Origin of the sequence: Pseudomonas sp. NFX224 (genome assembly GCF_048565165.1) — a bacterium.
GTDB lineage: Bacteria > Pseudomonadota > Gammaproteobacteria > Pseudomonadales > Pseudomonadaceae > Aquipseudomonas.
Genome location: NZ_CP183416.1, coordinates 4,228,394 through 4,247,569 on the forward strand (window position 1 = coordinate 4,228,394; position 19,176 = coordinate 4,247,569).

Genomic DNA, 19,176 nt, shown 5'->3' on the forward strand with positions numbered 1-19,176 from the left:
GATCATGGCTGCTAAAGAAGTTCTGTTTGGCGATTCCGCCCGCAAGAAAATGCTCAAAGGCGTTAACGTCCTGGCTGACGCGGTAAAAGCGACCCTGGGCCCGAAAGGCCGTAACGTGATCATCGAGAAGAGCTTTGGCGCTCCGACCATCACCAAGGACGGCGTTTCCGTAGCCAAAGAAATCGAACTGGAAGACCGTTTCGAAAACATGGGCGCGCAGCTGGTCAAAGACGTTGCCTCCCGTGCCAACGATGACGCAGGCGACGGTACTACCACCGCTACCGTTCTGGCTCAGTCGATCGTCAACGAAGGCCTGAAAGCCGTCGCTGCCGGCATGAACCCGATGGACCTGAAGCGCGGTATCGACAAAGCGACCATCGCCATCGTTAAAGAGCTGAAAGCCCTGTCCAAGCCATGCGCTGACACCAAGGCTATCGCTCAGGTAGGCACCATCTCCGCCAACTCCGACAACTCCATCGGCGACATCATTGCCGAAGCCATGGAAAAAGTCGGTAAAGAAGGCGTGATCACCGTTGAAGAAGGCTCGGGCCTGGAAAACGAACTGTCGGTTGTTGAAGGCATGCAGTTCGACCGTGGCTACCTGTCCCCGTACTTTGTCAACAAGCCAGAGACCATGGTCGCTGAGCTGGACGGCCCGCTGATCCTGCTGGTCGACAAAAAGATCTCGAACATCCGCGAAATGCTGCCAGTGCTGGAAGCCGTTGCCAAAGCCGGCCGTCCGCTGCTGATCGTTGCCGAAGACGTTGAAGGCGAAGCCCTGGCGACTCTGGTTGTGAACAACATGCGCGGTATCGTTAAAGTCGCAGCCGTCAAGGCTCCAGGCTTCGGCGACCGTCGCAAGGCCATGCTGCAGGACATCGCTGTTCTGACCGGCGGTACCGTTATCTCCGAAGAGATCGGTCTGAGCCTGGAAAGCACCACTCTGGAGCACCTGGGTAACGCCAAGCGCGTAACCCTGTCCAAGGAAAACACCATCATCGTTGACGGTGCTGGCGTTGAAGGCGACATCCAGGCTCGTATCGCTCAGATCCGTGCCCAGGTTGCCGAAACTTCCTCGGACTACGACCGTGAAAAACTGCAAGAGCGTCTGGCCAAGCTGTCTGGCGGCGTTGCAGTGATCAAGGTTGGCGCTGGCTCCGAAGTAGAAATGAAAGAGAAGAAAGCCCGCGTTGAAGACGCCCTGCACGCTACCCGTGCAGCCGTTGAAGAAGGCGTGGTACCTGGCGGTGGCGTTGCACTGATCCGTGCTCTGCAAACCCTGAACGATCTGAAAGGCGACAACGCCGATCAGGACGTGGGTATCGCTGTTCTGCGTCGTGCCGTTGAAGCACCGCTGCGTCAGATCGCTGCCAACAGCGGTGACGAGCCAAGCGTTGTGGTCAACGAAGTCAAGAACGGCAAAGGTAACTTCGGTTACAACGCTGCGACTGGCGAATACGGCGACATGATCGAAATGGGTATCCTGGACCCAACCAAGGTCACCCGTTCCGCTCTGCAAGCTGCATCGTCGATCGGCGGTTTGATCCTGACCACCGAAGCCGCTGTTGCTGATGCACCGAAGAAAGACGGCGGTGCTGGCGGCGGTATGCCAGACATGGGCGGTATGGGCGGCATGGGCGGCATGATGTAAGCCAGCCTTACCCCTGTACTAAAAAACCCCGCCTGCTTTCGCAGGCGGGGTTTTTTATTGGTGCGCCAGGCATGGCGCGTTGCGCGAAGCGCAACCAGCTTGGCTGTGGTGGTCATGCTGGTGACTTGGAGGTGAAAGTCCTCTACACACCCGGCAAGGGGAAGTGTTAGCCAGAGGCAAGGGTGTCGCGGGCGACTGCGAATCTGAAGGAAGCCCGAGGCAAAATGCTGGCCTGACGAACAGGAAGCGGATTAGGCGGTGCAGCGGGGTAAGGTAGCCAAAATTGCCAAAGCCCAATACTTGCACGGAACGCTGTGACGTAGATCCGACAGGCATAAGCAGGAAGGTCGCGCGAATTACCCTGGGAGATCTGTATAGCCTGCCATGTGCTACCGGCGTCGCGAGATGACGGGATGGGCGACAGAAGTCAGCAGAGGCCGTAGTAGTTGCTCGACACCGGAGTAACGAAGGGCTGAACCTGCCATGAGTGGATAGTCGGGTGTGATCTCTGTTGGAGCGTAAAGCAGAAACACCGCATAGCGGGGGTCGAGACCATCAGGAGGTAGGAGCCGGAAGCTCCGAGGGCCGGTCTGGGCGCTTAGATACCACAGGCGACACGTCAACGGAACCAAGCTCGCTGACGTTGTATGTCAGTAGGCAGGAACCGCCGTATACGGAACCGTATGTACGGTGGTGTGAGAGGACGGCGGGGGCAACCCCGCCTCCTACTCGATCCTCCACTTTGAGGATCACATCAATCCCCGTAGGAGCGAGCCTGCTCGCGATAGTGTCGGCTCAGGCGCTGACCGGTTCTGCATTGGCCTCGGATTGAGCCTTCACAGCCGGTCGGTAAAGAATCCAGTAATACGATCCCAGACAAATCAGCCAGCAGAACACCGCCGTCCACACGTTGTGCGAGAAGAAGTGCGCACCCTGCATCATCCGCCCAATGGAAAATACCGTGCCCAGGGTGAAGGCAAAAACAAACGCCGCCCGTGCCAGTCGAGGGCGACGGTCACGCAACACAAAGAACAGCGCAAACAGCGTGAACCCGGTTGCCGCATGTCCGCCCGGCCAGCAGCGGCCCGGTTTTTCCGTGGCCGGTCGAGGGCTCAGCAATTTACTGTAAGTCTCGTGACCGCCGAACTGTTCAAGGCTCCATGGGCATTGCACCGCCGTCACCGCTTTCATCGGCGTGACAAAGGACGTCGCCAATCCCAGCGACAGCACCAGGCAGCCCAACTCCCGTTTGAACGGCTTGAGCCTTGTCATGAAAAACGAGCCGGCAAAGCCAAGGATCGCAAGTACCGAGAAAGCGATGACCACTTGTTTGGCGCGATCATGCAGGACCGTTTCCAAAAAATAACTGTGCCGACCGATGAAATCCCCGGCGACCGGGTCGTAGAACAGTTTGGCCAGATCCATGTCCAGAGACGTCAGTTCGAGCAGCACCAGAATGATCGCCGCAACGGCGGGAACGCCAAGGCAAACCCAGAAGTTGAGCGGGCGAGAAGCGGGGCGGGCAAGGGTCGAAGCCATGCGGGTTCCTTGGTTGGGAAAGTGTTCTGAAATGCGCAGCCGCGCAGAGTTTGAACCCGATCCTGTCGTCAACGTGTGAATCGATAGTGAAAAAGTCGTTAACCCTGCAAACGTTTGATTTCAGCCATTCCAGCCGCACGCAATCCTAGCCCTGAGCCACACTTGGCCTTAAGCTGCGCGGGCCAAGACGGCTGTTACTGTGTACGGAGAAGATGCCCATGCGAATTTTATTGGTTGAAGACAACCGCGATATCCTCGCCAATCTGGCCGATTACCTGGGGCTCAAAGGCTATACCGTGGATTGCGCACAGGACGGTTTGTCGGGCCTGCACTTGGCGGCCACCGAGCACTACGATTTGATCGTGCTCGACATCATGCTGCCCGGCATCGACGGCTACACACTGTGCAAACGTCTGCGCGAAGATGCCCGCCGTGACACGCCGGTGATCATGCTCACCGCGCGCGATCAACTGGACGACCGTTTGCAGGGCTTCAAGTCCGGCGCCGACGACTACTTGATCAAGCCATTTGCACTGTCTGAGCTGGCGGCGCGGATCGAAGCGGTCATGCGCCGTGCCCAGGGTGGCGGACGTCGCACCTTGCAAGTCGGCGACCTGAACTACGATTTGGACACGCTGGAAGTCACTCGCGAAGGCCGGTTGCTCAAACTCAACCCGGTGGGATTGAAGCTGCTGGCGGTGCTGATGCAAAAAAGCCCTCACGTACTGCGTCGGGAAATTCTCGAAGAAGCGTTGTGGGGCGATGACTGTCCGGACAGCGACAGCCTGCGCAGCCACGTCCACCAGTTGCGTCAGGTGATCGACAAACCGTTCGCCAAACCGTTACTGCATACCGTGCACGGTGTGGGTTATCGCTTGGCAGAGGGCCGCGATGGAGTTTAAGCAGAGCCTTGCCCAACGGATCATCATTGCCTTTGCGCTGATGAGCGCACTGGTGGCGGGCGCCTTTGCCATGGGCATCGTCGCCACTGTGCACCTGGTGGAAGAAAAACTGATCTCGGCAGGCCTGGGCGGCGACTTGCAACGGCTGTTGCTGATGGACAACGTCTCGGACTGGAGCCATCGCCCGGAACCGGACCAGTTGTTCTATTTCAGCGGTGGGCCGGGAGATTTCGAGCTGCCCAAGGATTTGCGCCATCTGGACTCGGGGTTTCACGAAGTCTTCCGCGAGCAGCTGTCGTACCACGCGATGGTCGAGATCGTCGATGGTCGGCGCTATGTATTGCTGCAAGACCAGAGCGATTTCGAAGAGCGTGAACGGGTGCTGTTTGCTGTCGTTCTCGTAGGCTTCGTACTGAGCCTGGCACTGGCGGTTTTCCTCGGCTGGGTATTGGCGCGCAAGGTAATGGCCCCGGTTGTGCGGCTGGCCCGGCAAGTCCGTCATCGCGATCAGTTGTTGGGCTTGGCGCCGCCTCTGGCGCCGGACTATGCCGCTGATGAAGTGGGTGAGCTGGCAGTGGCCTTCGATGCTACCCTCGGGCGCCTGCGCCAGGCATTGACCCGGGAGCGATTGTTCACCAGCGATGTCAGCCATGAACTGCGCACGCCGTTGATGGTGCTGGCCAGTTCCTGCGAGTTGCTGCTGGAAAATCCGGGCATCGACCAACGTGGTCGTGCTCAGGTCGAACGAATCGCCCGTGCCAGCGAAGAAATGCGCGAGCTGGTGCAAACGTTCCTGATGCTGGCCCGCGCTCAACGTGAAGATGCCGGTATGTCACCGCAGCAAACGCTCAGCGGCGTGGCCGACGGCTTGATCGGTCAGTGGCGCGCGCCCATCGAGACCAAAGGCCTGACCCTGCTTTTTGAGCCGGGCCAACCACAGAACATTCGCTACAACGCCACTTTCCTCAATGCAGTGATGGGGAACCTGCTGCGTAACGCACTGCATTACACCGAACGCGGATTTATCCGACTGACCCTGACTGCCACCGGGTTCCTGGTCGAGGACAGCGGCGTGGGCATTCCCGAAGAGAAACGCGAGGCGATGTTCGAGCCTTTTGTGCGAGGCAATGAAAAGCGTGGAGAAGGCCTGGGATTGGGGCTGTCACTGGTGCAACGGATCTGTGAAAACCAGGGCTGGAGCGTCAGACTGACGAACATGGAACCCCATGGCTGTCGTTTTGAGGTGCAATTGCAGGCCTCTTAGCTGAATTTTCCCGGTCAGGCCTATGTTGTTTTTGTAAAGCCTGGAAACACTTCATGGTTGTACATGACAAATTTTTCACAATTGGATGACTTGGCACTGACATTGCGTTGCCTAAGGTGGATGCCATCAGAAGTACTAGGAGACCTTGGTGATGGCCGGTCCGATCAAGCTGGATTTTTCCGAAAAATACGACGATAAACACGCGCAACGCTACCTGCGTAAACACCAGGATGGTCTTGGCCGTCGACTGTCCCATTGGCGCGATGAACAGCTGGCACGCAAAGCGCTGACGCTGGTTGGCGAGCCGGGTCTGGTCCTCGATTTGCCCTGCGGCGCGGGACGATTCTGGCCGTTGCTGGCAGAAAAACCCAACCGGGTGATCATCGGCGCCGACAACTCCGAGTCCATGATCAAGATTGCTATAGAGGCACAACCCGCCGAAGTGGTTAAACGGGTACAACCCTTGCACACTTCTGCATTCGACATCGCCTTGCCTGATAACGCCGTCGATAGCATTTTCTGCATGCGTTTGCTCCATCACATCGGTGAAGCCGAGCATCGACTGGCTATTTTGCGCGAATTCGAGCGCGTCACCCGTGACAGTGTTGTCCTTTCCCTGTGGGTAGACGGCAATTTCAAAGCCTGGAAACGCAAGCGCGCGGAGAGAACCCGTGGGCAGGAAGGTTACCAAAATCGTTTTGTGTTACCGGCTGCTACGGTAGAAAAGGAATTTGAACAGGCGGGTTTCAGAATTCAGGAACGTCTGGACTTTTTGCCGCTCTATGCCATGTGGCGAGTTTACGTATTACGCAAGAGGTAACAGGATGGTAGAGCAGTGTGCAGCAGATTCGAACGTTGTTCCGCAGGACCGCTTCGACTATTTCTGGAATCAGCACGGTGAATGGGTAGAAGAGCCCAACGTCCGTCGCGGAGGAGAAAGTGGCGTGCAGCGCGTCGTGGGTAGCGATGGTCAGTTGCTCTACGCGAAGCGACAAACCGGCCATATCCACCGTAGCTTGCTGCACCCCTTCGGTCGGCCGACGGTGTTGCGCGAACGTGATGCGCTCACTGGTGTGAGTGCGCTTGGCGTGCGCGTTCCGGAAATCGTTTTTTGCGGGGCACAGCGCGATCCGGTACACAAATGGCGCGCATTGCTGGTGACCAAGTCACTGGATGGCTTCGAAGAAATCGAACACTGGTACGCCGGTGGCGGCCGCGAGCGTCACGGTGAGGCGGTGCACGATCGAGTTCTGAAGGAGTTGGCGGAAAACCTGGCGCGCATGCACAAGGGCCGCTGGCAGCACAGTTGCATCTACATCAAGCACGTATTCGTGCGTGTGACCGGTGAAGGCGAAGCTGCCACAGCCGAGGTTGCCTTGATTGATCTGGAGAAGTGTCGGCAGCGTCTGACCGCCCATCAGGCGGCAGCCCATGATATGAAGCAACTGCGCCGCCACTCGTCGTTCAGCCCTACGGATTGGGAGAAACTCGTCTATCTTTATAAGACGGCGTTTGGCAGCGCTATCAAAGGTTTATAGCAATGAAACTCGAAGTTGCGCGAGGTTTGTTTCTGGTAGGAGCCTTGGCAGTTGCTTCACTCGCGGTGGCTGCCTGGGAGCAGCCACGCACGCAAGTTCTCAGTTCAACGAACGGCGAATATTGTCCTTTGCCACGGGTTGCCAAAACAACCGTGGCGACTCAACCCGATCATGATTTGTTGCTGTTCATGTTCGGACTGTCTCAAGGAATGAGGCCGCAAAGTTGAACAGAATGAAGCCCAAGTAAAAGGCCTCGCTGATGCGAGGCCTTTTTTGTTGCGCGTATTTGAAGTTTGCACGCATCAATGTAGGAGCGAGCAAGCTCGCTCCTACAGGGTTACGCGGGTTTATCAGGCTTCGCCAGCACCGTATACACGCACGGCAACACAAACAAAGTGAACAACGTGCCGATCGACATGCCCGTCGCAATCACCGTACCGATATCAAACCGACTGACTGCCCCGGCCCCCGTCGCGATGATCAACGGCACCATGCCGAACACCATCGCGGCGGTCGTCATCAGCACCGGGCGCAGGCGAATGGCCGCGGCTTCTTCCACGGCTTCGCGCGCTGTCAGGCCCTTGTCCTTGCGCAACTGGTTGGCGAACTCGACGATCAGGATGCCGTGTTTGCTGATCAGCCCGATCAGCGTCACCAACCCGACCTGGGTATAGATGTTCATGCTCGACCAGCCGACAAACAGCGGTATCAATGCGCCACAGATCGACAATGGCACCGTCACCAGAATCACCAGCGGATCGCGGAAGCTTTCGAACTGGGCGGCCAGTACCAGGAAAATGATCGCTAATGCCAAGGCAAAGGTGACCCACAGCGCACTGCCTTCCTGGACGTATTGCCGTGACGCACCGGCGTAGTCGATTGCAAAGCCCACCGGTGCTTCTTCCCGGGCGATCTGGCGCACGGTATCGATGGCCTCTCCCATGCTGACCAGCGGCACCCCGGAAAGGATCGCCGAGTTCAGTTGCTGAAACTGGTTCAGTTGCCTTGGCCGCGCCCGATCGGTCACCGTAATCAGGGTCGACAGGGCCAGTAACTCACCCTGGGTGTTCTTCACGTAATAATTGTTCAGCCAGTCCGGGTTATCCCGGAAAGGGCGTTCAACCTGGGCAATGACCTTGTAACTGCGGCCTTCGATGGTGAAACGGTTGATCTCCGCCTCACCCAACAAAGTCGCCAGCGTTCCGCCCAGGTCCTGCATCGAAACGCCCATCTGCGCGGCTTTGGCGCGATCGATGTCCACCACCACCTCAGGTTTGTCGAAAGCCAGGTCGACATCGACGAAAGCGAACTGACCGGATTCCATCGCGCGCTTCTTCACCCGGTCCATCACTTGCAGCAGCAACTCGTAATCGTTGGCGGTATTGATGACGAACTGGAAGGGCAGCCCCTCACCGGTACCCGGCAACGAAGGCAGGTTGAAGCCGAAAATCTGCAGCCCCGGAATACTTTCAAGCTTGGCCTGAACATCGGGCAGGATCTGCATCTGAGTTCGACTGCGCTCGTTCCACGGTTTGAGCAGGAAACCGCCGATCCCCGATTGCACGCCATTGAAACCGTTGATCTGGAACGAGGAGTAATATTCGGGAAACGCCTTGAAGATCGAGATGAACTCGTCGGTGTAGGTGTTCAGGTAATCGAGGTTGGTCGGTTGCGGGGCGTTGGCCATCATGAAGATGATGCCCTGGTCTTCGTCCGGCGCCAGTTCCGACTTGGTGAACTTGAGCAACACCGGAATCAGGCACAACACAATGACCGCGAACACCAGCACCACCGGCCGGGTATTGAGCGTGCCGTGCAGCATCCGTTGATATCGGCGCTTGAGGCCTTCGAAAATCATATCCAGCCGATGCGCCAAACCGCTGGGGTTTTCGTCGTGACGCAGCAAAAAGGCACACATCATCGGCGACAGTGTCAGGGCCACGATGCCGGAAATCACCACGGCACCGGCCAGGGTCAGGGCAAACTCCTTGAACAGCGCCCCGGTAAGGCCCGTAAGGAAGCCGATCGGTGCATACACGGCCGCCAGGGTGATGGTCATCGAGACCACCGGCATGGCGATTTCCCGGGCGCCCTCGATGGCGGCGTCCAGCGGCGTCTTGCCTTCCTCGATGTGGCGGTGGATGTTCTCCACCACCACGATCGCGTCGTCCACCACGAGGCCGATGGCCAGCACCATCGCCAGCAGGGTCAGCAGGTTGATCGAGTAGCCCATCATCTGCATGAAGAACATCACGCCGATCATCGACAGTGGGATGGTGACCACCGGGATCACCACCGAGCGCAGCGCACCGAGGAATAGGAACACCACCACGATCACGATCAGCACCGCTTCGAACAGGGTTTTCACCACTTCATCGATGGAAGCCTGGATGAACAGCGTGGCGTCGTAGGCGATTTCGCCCTTGAGGTTTGGTGGTAGCTGGGCCTCAAGGTCCGGCATGATCTTGCGCACTTCCTTGATCACGTCCAGCGGGTTGGCGCCGGGCGTGGCCTTGATGCCGATATACACCGAGGGCGTACCGCCGAAGGAACTGATGGTGTCGTAGTTTTCCGCGCCCATCTCGACCCGCGCCACATCGCGCAGCAATACGCGACTGTCGCCGTCGACCTTCAGCGGGATCGCAGCGAAGGCTTCGGCGGACTTGAGTTCGGTACTGGCGTTGATGCTGGTGACCACGTACTCGCCTTTGACCTCGCCAGCGGCGGAGAGGAAGTTGTACTGGCGCACCGCGTTGGTCACGTCGCTGGCGCTCAGGCCGAAACCCGCAAGTTTCACCGGGTCCAGCCACAGGCGCATGGCGAACACCTGATTGCCGAGAATCTCGGCCTCAGCCATGCCCGGCAGGGTCGCGAGTTTCGGCTGGATCACCCGCGACAAGTAGTCGGTGATCTGCGGGTTGCTCAATTCCTTACTGAAGAAGCTGATGTACATCAGCGCCGAGGCGTCGGCGGCTTCCTTGCTCAGGACCGGGTCTTCGGCGTCCTGGGGCAGTTGGTTCTTGACCTCGTTGGCCTTGGCCAGCAGTTCGGTGAACAGGCGATCGCTATTGGCGCCGATACGCGCATAGATCGAGATCACCGAGAAGTTTTGCCGACTGACCGAGGTCATGTAGTCGATGCCCTCGGCACTGGCCAGGCTCTGTTGCATCGGCTGGGTGATGTAGCCCTGAATGGTTTCGGCGTTGGCCCCGGGGTACGCGGTGGTCACCGTGATCAGGGCGTTTTCCATTTGCGGGTATTGGCGCAGCGGCAACTTGCTCCAGGCTTGAAAGCCTAGCAGCACGATCAGCAGGCTGACCACGGTGGCGAGCACCGGGCGGCGGATGAACGGGTCAGTAAATGCCATTGGAGGTTCCTTGATCAGTCAGCGCGAGGCTGACTGTTCTTTTCGGCCAGGGTCTTGTCGTCGCTGATGGCGATGTGCGCACCGTTGTCCAGTTTGATCTGGCCGGCCGTGACAACCGTTTCACCGTTCTGCACGCCTTTGGTGACCATCACCATCCCGTCACGACGTTCGCCGGTTTCGACGAAGCGCCGTTCAGCGATCAGGACCGGTTGGCCTTTGTCGTCTTTTTCCACACTGCCGTCTTCGGCTTTCTTCTGGGTGGCGACATAGACCGAATTGCCGTAGAGCGTGTAGGTGATCGCACTTTCCGGTACGACGATGCGCGGCTGCGGATCGGGCAACATGACCTGCAGACTGGCGAACATCCCCGGCAGAAGCTTGCCGTCAGGATTAGCCAGGGTCGCGCGGACCTGCATGTTGCGGGTGCTGTTTTCGACTTTCGGGTTGATTGCGCTGATGGCGCCGGGGAACGCCTCGGTCGGATAAGCCGCGACAATGAGTTGCACGGGTTGCCCGACGGCAATCTTCGGCACCGACTGCTCGGGCACGAAAAAGTCGACGTAGAGGCTGCTGAGGTCCTGCAGGGTGGCGATCATGGTGCCGGTGGCCACGTAGTCGCCGACGTCCACCTGACGAATGCCGATGGTGCCGCTGAAGGGTGCGAGGATGCTTTTTTTGCCGAGTGCAGCCCTGAGCTGGTTGACTGTGGCCTTGCTCTTTTTCAGGACTGCCGATAGTCGGTCGAACTCACCTTTGGAGATGGCCTGGCTGCCGACCAGTTGGCTGCCGCGGGAGTAATCCACCTGGGCCAGCCCGAGGTCGGCCTGCGCGGTTTCCAGCAGGGCACTTTCAACGGCGCTGTCGAGCCGAATGATCGGTTGGCCGGCCTTGACCTTCTGCCCGGACTCGAACTGGACGTCGGTGACCGTCCCGTCGGTTTCGAGGCTCAGGTCCACCCCTTGCAATGCCTTGAGCGTGCCGACTGTGGGCAGGCGTGCTTGCCATGGCCGTTCGGTTGCCGTGGCCACGGCGACGCTGATCGGTGGTTTTGGCGCCGAGAAGCCTTGAATCATCGTGTAGATGGAGAAGGCTTTGTAACCGGCCAGGACCAGCACGATCAACAGAACAACACCCAACATGATCAGCATGCGGCGACGCAGCATATTCCAGTTCCTTGGAGAAAATCAGGTGAGACAGTGGGGCACATTACCGCGACTGGGAAGGGTAATCCAACTGCCAGTTTTTACAGGTTGTGAAGTGTTAGAGGGGGGAAAGCTCAAAAAGATCGCAGCCTTCGGCAGCTCCTGCAGGATGCACATTATCCCGATGTGGAGCTGCCGAAGGCTGCGATCTTTTTGGCTGTTTAAGCCATGAGGTGAAGATGGTTGTCCCAGAGCCCTGCCGGCAATTCCAGCGGTTTTGCAACCAGATCTGTCTGGCGGCAATCGTAGTAGCGGCAGCGACCCTGGCCCGAGGTCACGACAAACCCGTCGGCGACCGCACCAACGCCAGCGCAGTCGGGAAGCGGTGCATCCAGACGCACTTCACCGCTGTCCAGGTCCCAGATGAAAAAGCGGTTGCCCCGTGGCGCGGTCAAGGCCACCAACCGCAGATCACTGTGCACCGCGACGCTCGCGGTGTAGTGCCCCATGGCTTGCAATTGATGCTCGGGCACAGGAAATGCCACGAACGGCTGGCCGGGACGCTTGATCGCCAGCAGTTCCGATTTTTCGTGAGACGCGCCCATGAATTGCTGGCCGGCGACGATGGTGCCGTCGCTGGCAATGCCCAGGTGACGCACGCTGTTCATTTGCTGGGGAAGCGTTTCCTTGCTCAGCAGAGTGCCATCGCGCTGCATCAGGACCAGGCTTGGCTCCATTGCATTGAGGTTCATCTCGACCCGGCTTTCGGCTTCGGTGCGGATGCCGCCGTTGGCCACCACCAGGGTTTCGCCATCGGGCATCCACGACACTTGATGCGGGCCGATGCCGTGGGTGGAAATCTCACCGCTGTGCACCAGTCGCTCACCTTCGAACTTATACACACCGAGCAGGCCGCGACCCGGATCGCTGGTGTCGTTTTCGGTGGCGTACAGCCAGTCGCCGCTGTGGTGAATCACCGCGTGACCGTAGAAGTGCCGGTTCGGCTGCGACGTCACGGTTTGCAGCAGCGTGCCGTCACGCAGGTCGATCAGGTAGCTCTCGGTGCCGGGGCGCCGGGCGACAAACAGCGCGATCGGCAGCGTCGGGTGATTGATGATGTCGTGGCAGCGCTGGCCGACCTGGGTGGCGAACACCCGGGTGCCGTCCAGCCGATATCCGACGGCGTAATGCTTGCCGTCAGTATCGTCCCGCGCCGAAAGCAACAGCGGGCTGGCGTCCTTCTGCTTGAACAGCTTCCAGCCGCCCAGTGTCACTGCTCCCAGCAGCAAACTCCCTAAGGTCAGAGCCTGACGTCGCAGCATGGCACTCGCCCTCATCAGTCACCGTCGTTGGCGTTGAAGCCCAGTTGGATGCCCAGCGCCTTGGCCAGTTCGCCTTCGTGCAGGCGGTGGACGACGTTGAGGCTGTCGTAGATATCGTTCAGTTGCTGGCGACCAGCGTCGTCATTGAGCATTTCGGTCAGCGAACGCTGGTTGCTGGCGAACAGTTTCAACGAAGCAGCGTAGGCGGCGTCGATCTTGTCGGCCAAAGGCTTTTGCTCGCTTGGCAACAGGCCGCGAATGCCTTTGTTGTCGACACCTTCCCACACGGTTTTGGCCGCAGCGAGGCTGGCTTCCAGCCCGGTCAGGGACGACTGGCTGCGCCATGCGTCGGCCTGGAACGGTTGCGGAACGCCCTTGGTCTGGCGGCCCATCGGCGTGCCGAGTTTTTTCTTCAGGCTGTCGAGGGCAGTCACTTGCACGCGCAGCAAATCGGCGATCGCTTCGTGGGAGTCGGCGTAACGCTGGTTCGGGAATTTGCTCATTTGCGCGAGCATGCCGTCGGTGTTGTTCCAGCTTTTCAGAATCTCTTCGGCCAGTTGTTTCTGACGCTCGCCAATGGCGACCAGCAGCGGACAGTACTTCGCTTTCTGTTCTGCGTTGGCTACGTCAGGCTTGCTGTCGAACAGGATGTATTCGTAAGCCGACAGACCCTGAACCACAACGCTGGACTTGGCCAACGCGGCAGCGTCGATCTGTGGCTGCGCAGTGACCAATTGCTCGACCTGACGGCCGACGAGGTTTTTCTTGTCCGGCCAGAATTGCACCTGCCAGGCGCGGTTGCCTTCGGCCAGCGGACCGATCAGCAGCGGTTGCAGCTCGGCCCAGGCTTTTTGTGCGTGCAGGAAGTCGGCACGGGCAGTGTCCAGGGTTTCCTTGCCTTCGCAGTAGGCCAGGGCACTGACGGCCAATTGGCGGTCCGCTTCAACCCAGCGGGTGTACGTTGGCAGGATCACCGATTTGGCGATGGCGGCCGACGTGACCGCTTGCGGGTCTTGAGGCGAACAGGCACCCAACGCTAGTGCGGCAAGGCTGGTGAACAACAATTTGGGACGAAACATGTCGGGCTCCCGAAGGTGGAATGTGTATTAAAGGGAATTCAAAAACGCCAGCAACGCAGCGCGCTGCACGGCATTGAAAGACAACACCTGCTGGCGCGCGGCCGTTGCTTCACCGCCATGCCAGAGCACGGCTTCGAGCAGATTGCGGGCGCGGCCATCGTGCAGGAACTGGGTGTGACCATTGACCGTTTGGGTCAAGCCGATGCCCCACAACGGCGGCGTGCGCCAGTCGCGGCCACCGGCTTGGAATTCAGTGCGGTTGTCGGCCAGGCCGTCGCCCATGTCGTGCAGCAGCAGATCGCTGTACGGGCGAATCTCTTGATTGGCCAGTTCAGGTTCGGCGGCGTTGGCGGCGGTGGTGTACTTCGGTGTGTGACAGGACTGGCAACCGGCCTGGTAAAACAGATTCTTGCCGGCCAGCACTTCAGACGCGCTGACGTCGCGACGCGCCGGTACGGCAAGGTTGCGGGTGTAGAACAGCACCAGACGCAGGATGTTGTCGCTGACTTCCGGCTCGCCATCGGGGCCGTTACCGCTCGGCGCCTGTTTACAGGCGGTTTGGGTGTCGGTGCAGTCATCAAACGGTCTCAGACTGGTCGTGAGGCCCATATCACCAGAAAACGCGTGAACATTTTGTTGATTGAGATTCGGTTGCCCGGCTTTCCAGCCAAATCGTCCCAGGACGGTTTTTTGCTGCTGGTCGTCCCAGACCCGATTCGGGCGTCCGGCGATGCCGTCTTTCGCTTTGGCCTGGGTCTCGGCATTGGCCAGGATCGCTTCCTCGGGGATCGCCTCGAGCAGGCCCAGGCCAATCATCGGTGGCGCGACCCGCGCCGAGAAACGCGTGTCGGGATGCATCGGACCGTAGTTCAATTGGGTGATGTTAAGGCTTGGCTTGCGCAGTTCGATTTCGGTGCCGTCCTTGAAACGGACCGGTACCGAGGTGTAATCGACGCGCACTTTGCCTTCGGGGAGGACGCCCGGCACGGCCATGTCCTGAAATTGCCCGCCATAAACCGGCTCCGGTACGACACCCAATTGCTCGATGACTTTGGCATAAGCCGGGGCATCGGGGATCGACAAGCGCACCAGCATCGACACCGCGTTCGAGTCATCGGGCTCGGGCGGGTGGCCGCGGCCGTCCTTGATGTGGCAGCCCTGGCAGGCGTTGGTGTTGAACAACGGACCGAGACCATCGCGGGCCGTCGTCGTCGATGGCGCGATCACCCAAGGGTTGCGGAAGAAACTATTGCCGACGCTGAAGTCCACGCGCCGCGATGGCGGCAGGTTGGCGGAGGGCAGGGAAAATGCGTTTTGATCGGTCTTGCGCACGGTGGCGCTACCGCCAGAGCGGGCCTCACCGGGCTCGGCTTCGGTAAACCGCGGGGCGTCATCGCAGGCACTCAGGCCCAGGGCCAGCAACAGTGCGGACAAGCGAAGAGGCAGCGAGGGCATCAGACTTCCTGCAAGACGAGCAAAATAAAGGCGCAAAGTCTAACAGGGCAGGGGGTTTTGAATAAGAGGAATTATCGTTTGCTTTGATTTGCAGGCGCTGCCGCAAGCTGTGATCTTTTGATCTTGCCTCTAAAAAGATCGCAGCCTCGTTTCACTCGACAACTCCTACAGGGTGAGCGGTTTTGCGGCCAATGAAAAAGGCGACCCGGAGGTCGCCTTATTCAGCCAGCGTTGATCAGAATTCGTGATCAGCGTTGTCCGGGTTCAGGTCGCTGATACCCAGTTTGCCAGCGGCGGCTTCGATCGAACCGGTCTGCTTGACCAGCGAAGCGATGGCGTCGCGGACGATCTGATTGCCAGCGGTATTGCCGGCAGCGATCAGCTGGTCGTAGTGCTCACCCTTGTTGGCGTGATCGACGATGACCTGCATCTTGGCTTCGGTAGCCGCCAGGTCGGCTTTCAGCGCGGTGTCGGCAGCCGGGTCAACCTTGGCCACCAGGGACGACAGGCTGGCGCCGGTCATTTTGGTGCCGTCGACGCGGGTGTATTCGCCCAGGTACACGTTACGAACGCCTTTGGCATCGTAGAACTGCGAGTTGTGGGTGTTGTCGCTGAAGCAGTCGTGTTCGTCTTCCGGGGAGTTGGCTTCCAGGGAAACCTTCATGCGCTCGCCCGCCAGTTCGCCCAGGGACAGGCTGCCCATGCCGAACAGCATTTTGCGCAGGCCGCTTTCAGCCGGCTCCGCTTCCAGGGTGGCGCGGTAGTTGTCGGCCACGTTCGGCTTCCAGTTACCGACCATTTCTTCCAGGTCACTGACCAGCAGTTGGGTCACGGATTTCAGGTAAGCGCGACGGCGATCGTTGTGACCGCCGGTGGCGCCTTTGCCTTCCAGGTAGTCCGAAGCCGGACGGTTGCCGGCGCCAGGGCCGGTGCCGTTCAGATCCTGGCCCCAGAGCAGGAATTCGATGGCGTGGTAGCCGGTGGCGACGTTGGCCTCGGAACCGCCCAGCTCGTTCAGGCTGGCGAGTTTTTCCGGGGTGATGTCCTTGACGTCGATCTTGTCTTCGCCGACCTGGATTTGAGTGTTGGCGATGATGTTGGCGGTGGCGCCCGGGTTACCCAGTGCGTGCTCGTAGGATTTGTCGACGTAGTCGATCAGGCCTTCGTCCAGTGGCCAGGCGTTCACCTGACCTTCCCAATCATCGATGATGGTGTTGCCGAAGCGGAACACTTCACTCTGCAGGTAAGGAACGCGAGCAGCGATCCAGGCGGCCTTGGCGGCTTTCAGGGTGTCGTCGTTCGGCTTGGCGAGGAACGCGTCGACGGCGGTTTGCAGGGTTTTCGCGGTGGATTCGGCATCGCTGTAAACAGCGAAAACGATGTCGGCGTAATGCGCGACAACGGCTTTGGCGGCAGCTTCGTCGACTTTACCGGCAGCGGTAGGTGCGGCGGCTGGAGCAACTGGGGCAGCAGCGGTGCTGGCAGCCGGCGCAGGAGCGGCAGCTTTTTCTTTGTCTTTGCCTTCACCGCAGCCGGCGAGGGAAATAGCGATGGCCAACAGACTGGCGGTAGCCAGAGGCATACGAATCATGGCGAACATCCTGCTTCGAGAGGGGGTGGAATGGCGCATGCAGCGCGCAAAACTGCCACATAATGCAAATCTTTCGCATTATGTGTAAAGGGTTGTGCTTGGAAATATTTCTTATTCAGGCAAGAGCGCGCTTCACCCTGCAGGAGCGAGCCTGCTCCCACAGGGGATTACAAAATAGCTGCGTTACTGCGCTGGGCCTGCTTCAGGTAGGCGCCCAATTCCCGGGCCGGCAGCGGTTTGCTGTAGTGATAGCCCTGACCTTCGTGACAGCCTTCGGAAATGATGTAGGCCTCCTGCTCGACGGTTTCCACGCCTTCGGCGATCACTTGCATGCCCAGGCTTTTGCCCAACTGGATGATGGCGCGAACGATGGTCGCGTCGTCGTCATCATCGAGCAGGTCCTGAACGAAGCTCTTGTCGATCTTGATCTTGTCCAGCGGCAGACTTTTCAGATAGCTCAGTGACGAGTAGCCCGTACCGAAGTCGTCGATCGCGATCAGGGCACCGGAACGCCGCAAGCTGAGCAAATGCTGGGCGGCGGTGCTGATGTCTTCCATCAGGCCGGTCTCGGTGACTTCCAGCTCCAGGCTGCGCGGCGGCAGGCGATACATTTGCAGCAGGTTGTTCACCACCCTTGGCAATTCGGCGTGGTGCAACTGCACGGTGGACAGGTTGACCGCCATGCGCAGATCGCTGAAACCCTGGTCGTGCCAGTCGCGCAATTGTTTGCAGGCCTGGTCCAGCACCCACTCGCCAATGGCAATGATGGTGCCGTTCTGCTCGGCCAGCGGGATGAACAGGTCCGGCGGAACCAGCCCGTGTTCCGGGTGTTGCCAGCGAATCAATGCCTCCACGCCGACTACCCGGTGGTCGCGATAGCTGATCTGCGGTTGGTAGACCAGATAGAACTGCTCCCGGGCGAGGGCGTCACGCAGGTCTTTTTCCAGCTCGCGGCGGCGGCGCATCTCGGTGTCGACGCTGGCGATGTAGAACTGATAACGGTTGCGCGAGCGAGTCTTGGCCAGAGTCATGGTCTGCTCGGCTTTCTGCAGCAGCTTCTCGGTGCTGTCGCCGTCTTCGGGAAACAAGGTGATGCCGATGGTGGCGCGCAGGCGGATTTCCTGATGATCGAGGGCAAACGCCGCTTCCAGGTCATCGAGAATACTTTGCGCCAGTTCGGCGGCCTCGTAGGGTTGTTCGATATCGGCCTGGACCAGGGCGAACTGGTCGCCCCCGAGGCGGGCGAGGGCACCAAGGCGTCCGCTGTGTGCCCGCAGGCGATCGGCCAGGGCCAGCAGCAACTGGTCGCCGGTCTGGTAGCTGAATTGTTCGTTGATGCCCTTGAAGTCATCGAGTCCAACACACAGCACCGCAACCCGGCGTTGCAGTTTGCCGGCGTCGACGAGGATCTTGTCCAGTTGCGTTTGCAGCTGCTGGCGATTCGGCAGGCCGGTGAGGAAATCGTACTGGGCCATGCGTAACAGGCTGTTTTCCGCTTCGTGGCGCAAATGAGTGTTGCGCTCGATGGACTCCAGTAACTGGTTGGCGGTGTTGATCCAGATCCCCAATTCGTTTTTCTCATGGCCCTTGAGCTGCGGAATCTTGTGTTCGCTGGGTCGGTCCGGATTGATTTCGGTCAGGTGCTCGATGATTCGCGACAGCGGTTTGGTCAGGAGCCAGTGATAGACCAGATACAGCACCAGCCCCATCGCCAGGGCACGCAACACGCCGGAAATGAAAATGATCACCGAACTGACGATAAAGCCCTGGCCGTAAGTTGCGGTGTCGAGGGTGATGCTCAAGTCACCGTAATACTCGCTATAAGGACCGCGACCGACCAATTGGGTGGTGAAGGTGCGTTCCTTGCCAAGGATCAGGTCGGTCAACCAGCGACTGGGGGAGTGCTGCAGATCGCGGGATTTTTGCGCGAGCATGGCTTCATTGGGGTGGCCGATGGAGGCCTGACGCACGGCGTCGTCCTGAAACAGGCCTTCGATCACCTGCATGCCCATTTCCCGGTCCAGGCTGTAGACGGCCTGGGTCGAAGGGTCGCGGAACATGTCGAGGATGCGCTCGGCATCACCGGCGACGGCCTGGCGTGTTTTATAGGCATCGAAAACGATCTGCGCGCAGCTCAAGACCACGCCGACGATCAATGCCGACAGGAGCACGACCCGGAGCAACTTCACCGACAAGCTGTTCTTGAGTTCCAGCTTCAAAGGGCTATTCCTTGTTCCGTGCGGGTAGCATCAAGTTGCCATGAGTATTGGCAATCCCGTGATGGCAGTCAAAGGGTCAATCATCCATGCGGGATTTTGCCTGCAGC

Annotated in this window: 14 protein-coding genes; 6 read left to right on the forward strand and 8 right to left on the reverse strand. The window is 59.3% G+C overall.

Translation table 11 applies throughout. From position 1 onward, the window contains the following. Positions 1-4 precede the first annotated feature (4 nt). Positions 5-1,651: a chaperonin GroEL gene (gene groL, locus ACNYC6_RS19270; protein WP_419708718.1), complete on the forward strand. Its 1,647-nt coding sequence runs from the start codon at positions 5-7 to the stop codon at positions 1,649-1,651. A gap of 795 nt (positions 1,652-2,446) precedes the next feature. Here groL and ACNYC6_RS19275 read toward each other — a convergent pair. Next, entirely contained in the window at positions 2,447-3,190 is a 744-nt protein-coding gene (locus ACNYC6_RS19275) for a phosphatase PAP2 family protein (protein ID WP_419708719.1), read from the reverse strand. Positions 3,191-3,408: 218 nt separating this feature from the next. Between ACNYC6_RS19275 and colR the strand changes: the two genes are divergently transcribed. The 5 genes from colR (at position 3,409) to ACNYC6_RS19300 (ending at position 7,121) form a co-directional block, all read left to right on the forward strand. Continuing rightward, on the forward strand, positions 3,409-4,092 hold the full coding sequence (gene colR, locus ACNYC6_RS19280; protein WP_419708720.1) for a two-component system response regulator ColR: 684 nt from the start codon (positions 3,409-3,411) through the stop codon (positions 4,090-4,092). Beyond that, positions 4,082-5,356, forward strand: a complete 1,275-nt coding sequence (locus ACNYC6_RS19285) for a sensor histidine kinase (RefSeq protein WP_419708721.1) — start codon at positions 4,082-4,084, stop codon at positions 5,354-5,356. Before colR ends, ACNYC6_RS19285 begins: the two co-directional genes overlap by 11 nt. A gap of 151 nt (positions 5,357-5,507) precedes the next feature. Further along, positions 5,508-6,176 carry a class I SAM-dependent methyltransferase gene (locus tag ACNYC6_RS19290; protein WP_419708722.1) on the forward strand — a complete coding sequence of 223 codons (669 nt, stop codon included), beginning with the start codon at positions 5,508-5,510 and terminating at the stop codon, positions 6,174-6,176. A gap of 4 nt (positions 6,177-6,180) precedes the next feature. Then, entirely contained in the window at positions 6,181-6,894 is a 714-nt protein-coding gene (locus tag ACNYC6_RS19295; protein WP_419708723.1) for a lipopolysaccharide kinase InaA family protein, read from the forward strand. A gap of 2 nt (positions 6,895-6,896) precedes the next feature. Continuing rightward, a complete protein-coding gene (locus tag ACNYC6_RS19300) occupies positions 6,897-7,121 on the forward strand; it encodes a hypothetical protein (RefSeq protein WP_419708724.1) in 225 nt (74 codons plus the stop codon). Between the two features lie 110 nt (positions 7,122-7,231). Here the strand turns inward: ACNYC6_RS19300 and ACNYC6_RS19305 are convergent, their stop codons facing one another. The 7 genes from ACNYC6_RS19305 to ACNYC6_RS19335 all read right to left on the reverse strand — a co-directional run bounded on the left by ACNYC6_RS19305 (position 7,232) and on the right by ACNYC6_RS19335 (position 19,069). After that, positions 7,232-10,261, reverse strand: a complete 3,030-nt coding sequence (locus ACNYC6_RS19305) for a multidrug efflux RND transporter permease subunit (RefSeq protein ID WP_419708725.1) — start codon at positions 10,259-10,261, stop codon at positions 7,232-7,234. A 14-nt stretch (positions 10,262-10,275) separates the two neighbouring features. Continuing rightward, the gene (locus tag ACNYC6_RS19310; RefSeq protein WP_419708726.1) at positions 10,276-11,424 is read right to left on the reverse strand and encodes an efflux RND transporter periplasmic adaptor subunit; all 1,149 of its coding nucleotides are present in this window, start codon (positions 11,422-11,424) and stop codon (positions 10,276-10,278) included. Positions 11,425-11,624: 200 nt separating this feature from the next. Then, a complete protein-coding gene (locus tag ACNYC6_RS19315; RefSeq protein ID WP_419708727.1) occupies positions 11,625-12,725 on the reverse strand; it encodes a DUF1513 domain-containing protein in 1,101 nt (366 codons plus the stop codon). Positions 12,726-12,739: 14 nt separating this feature from the next. Continuing rightward, entirely contained in the window at positions 12,740-13,804 is a 1,065-nt protein-coding gene (locus ACNYC6_RS19320) for an imelysin family protein (RefSeq protein WP_419708728.1), read from the reverse strand. Between the two features lie 27 nt (positions 13,805-13,831). Next, a complete protein-coding gene (locus ACNYC6_RS19325) occupies positions 13,832-15,259 on the reverse strand; it encodes a di-heme oxidoredictase family protein (protein ID WP_419708729.1) in 1,428 nt (475 codons plus the stop codon). A 235-nt stretch (positions 15,260-15,494) separates the two neighbouring features. Then, on the reverse strand, positions 15,495-16,850 hold the full coding sequence (locus ACNYC6_RS19330) for an imelysin family protein (protein WP_419708730.1): 1,356 nt from the start codon (positions 16,848-16,850) through the stop codon (positions 15,495-15,497). A gap of 167 nt (positions 16,851-17,017) precedes the next feature. Further along, on the reverse strand, positions 17,018-19,069 hold the full coding sequence (locus ACNYC6_RS19335; protein ID WP_419708731.1) for a putative bifunctional diguanylate cyclase/phosphodiesterase: 2,052 nt from the start codon (positions 19,067-19,069) through the stop codon (positions 17,018-17,020). Between the last annotated feature and the right edge of the window lie 107 nt (positions 19,070-19,176).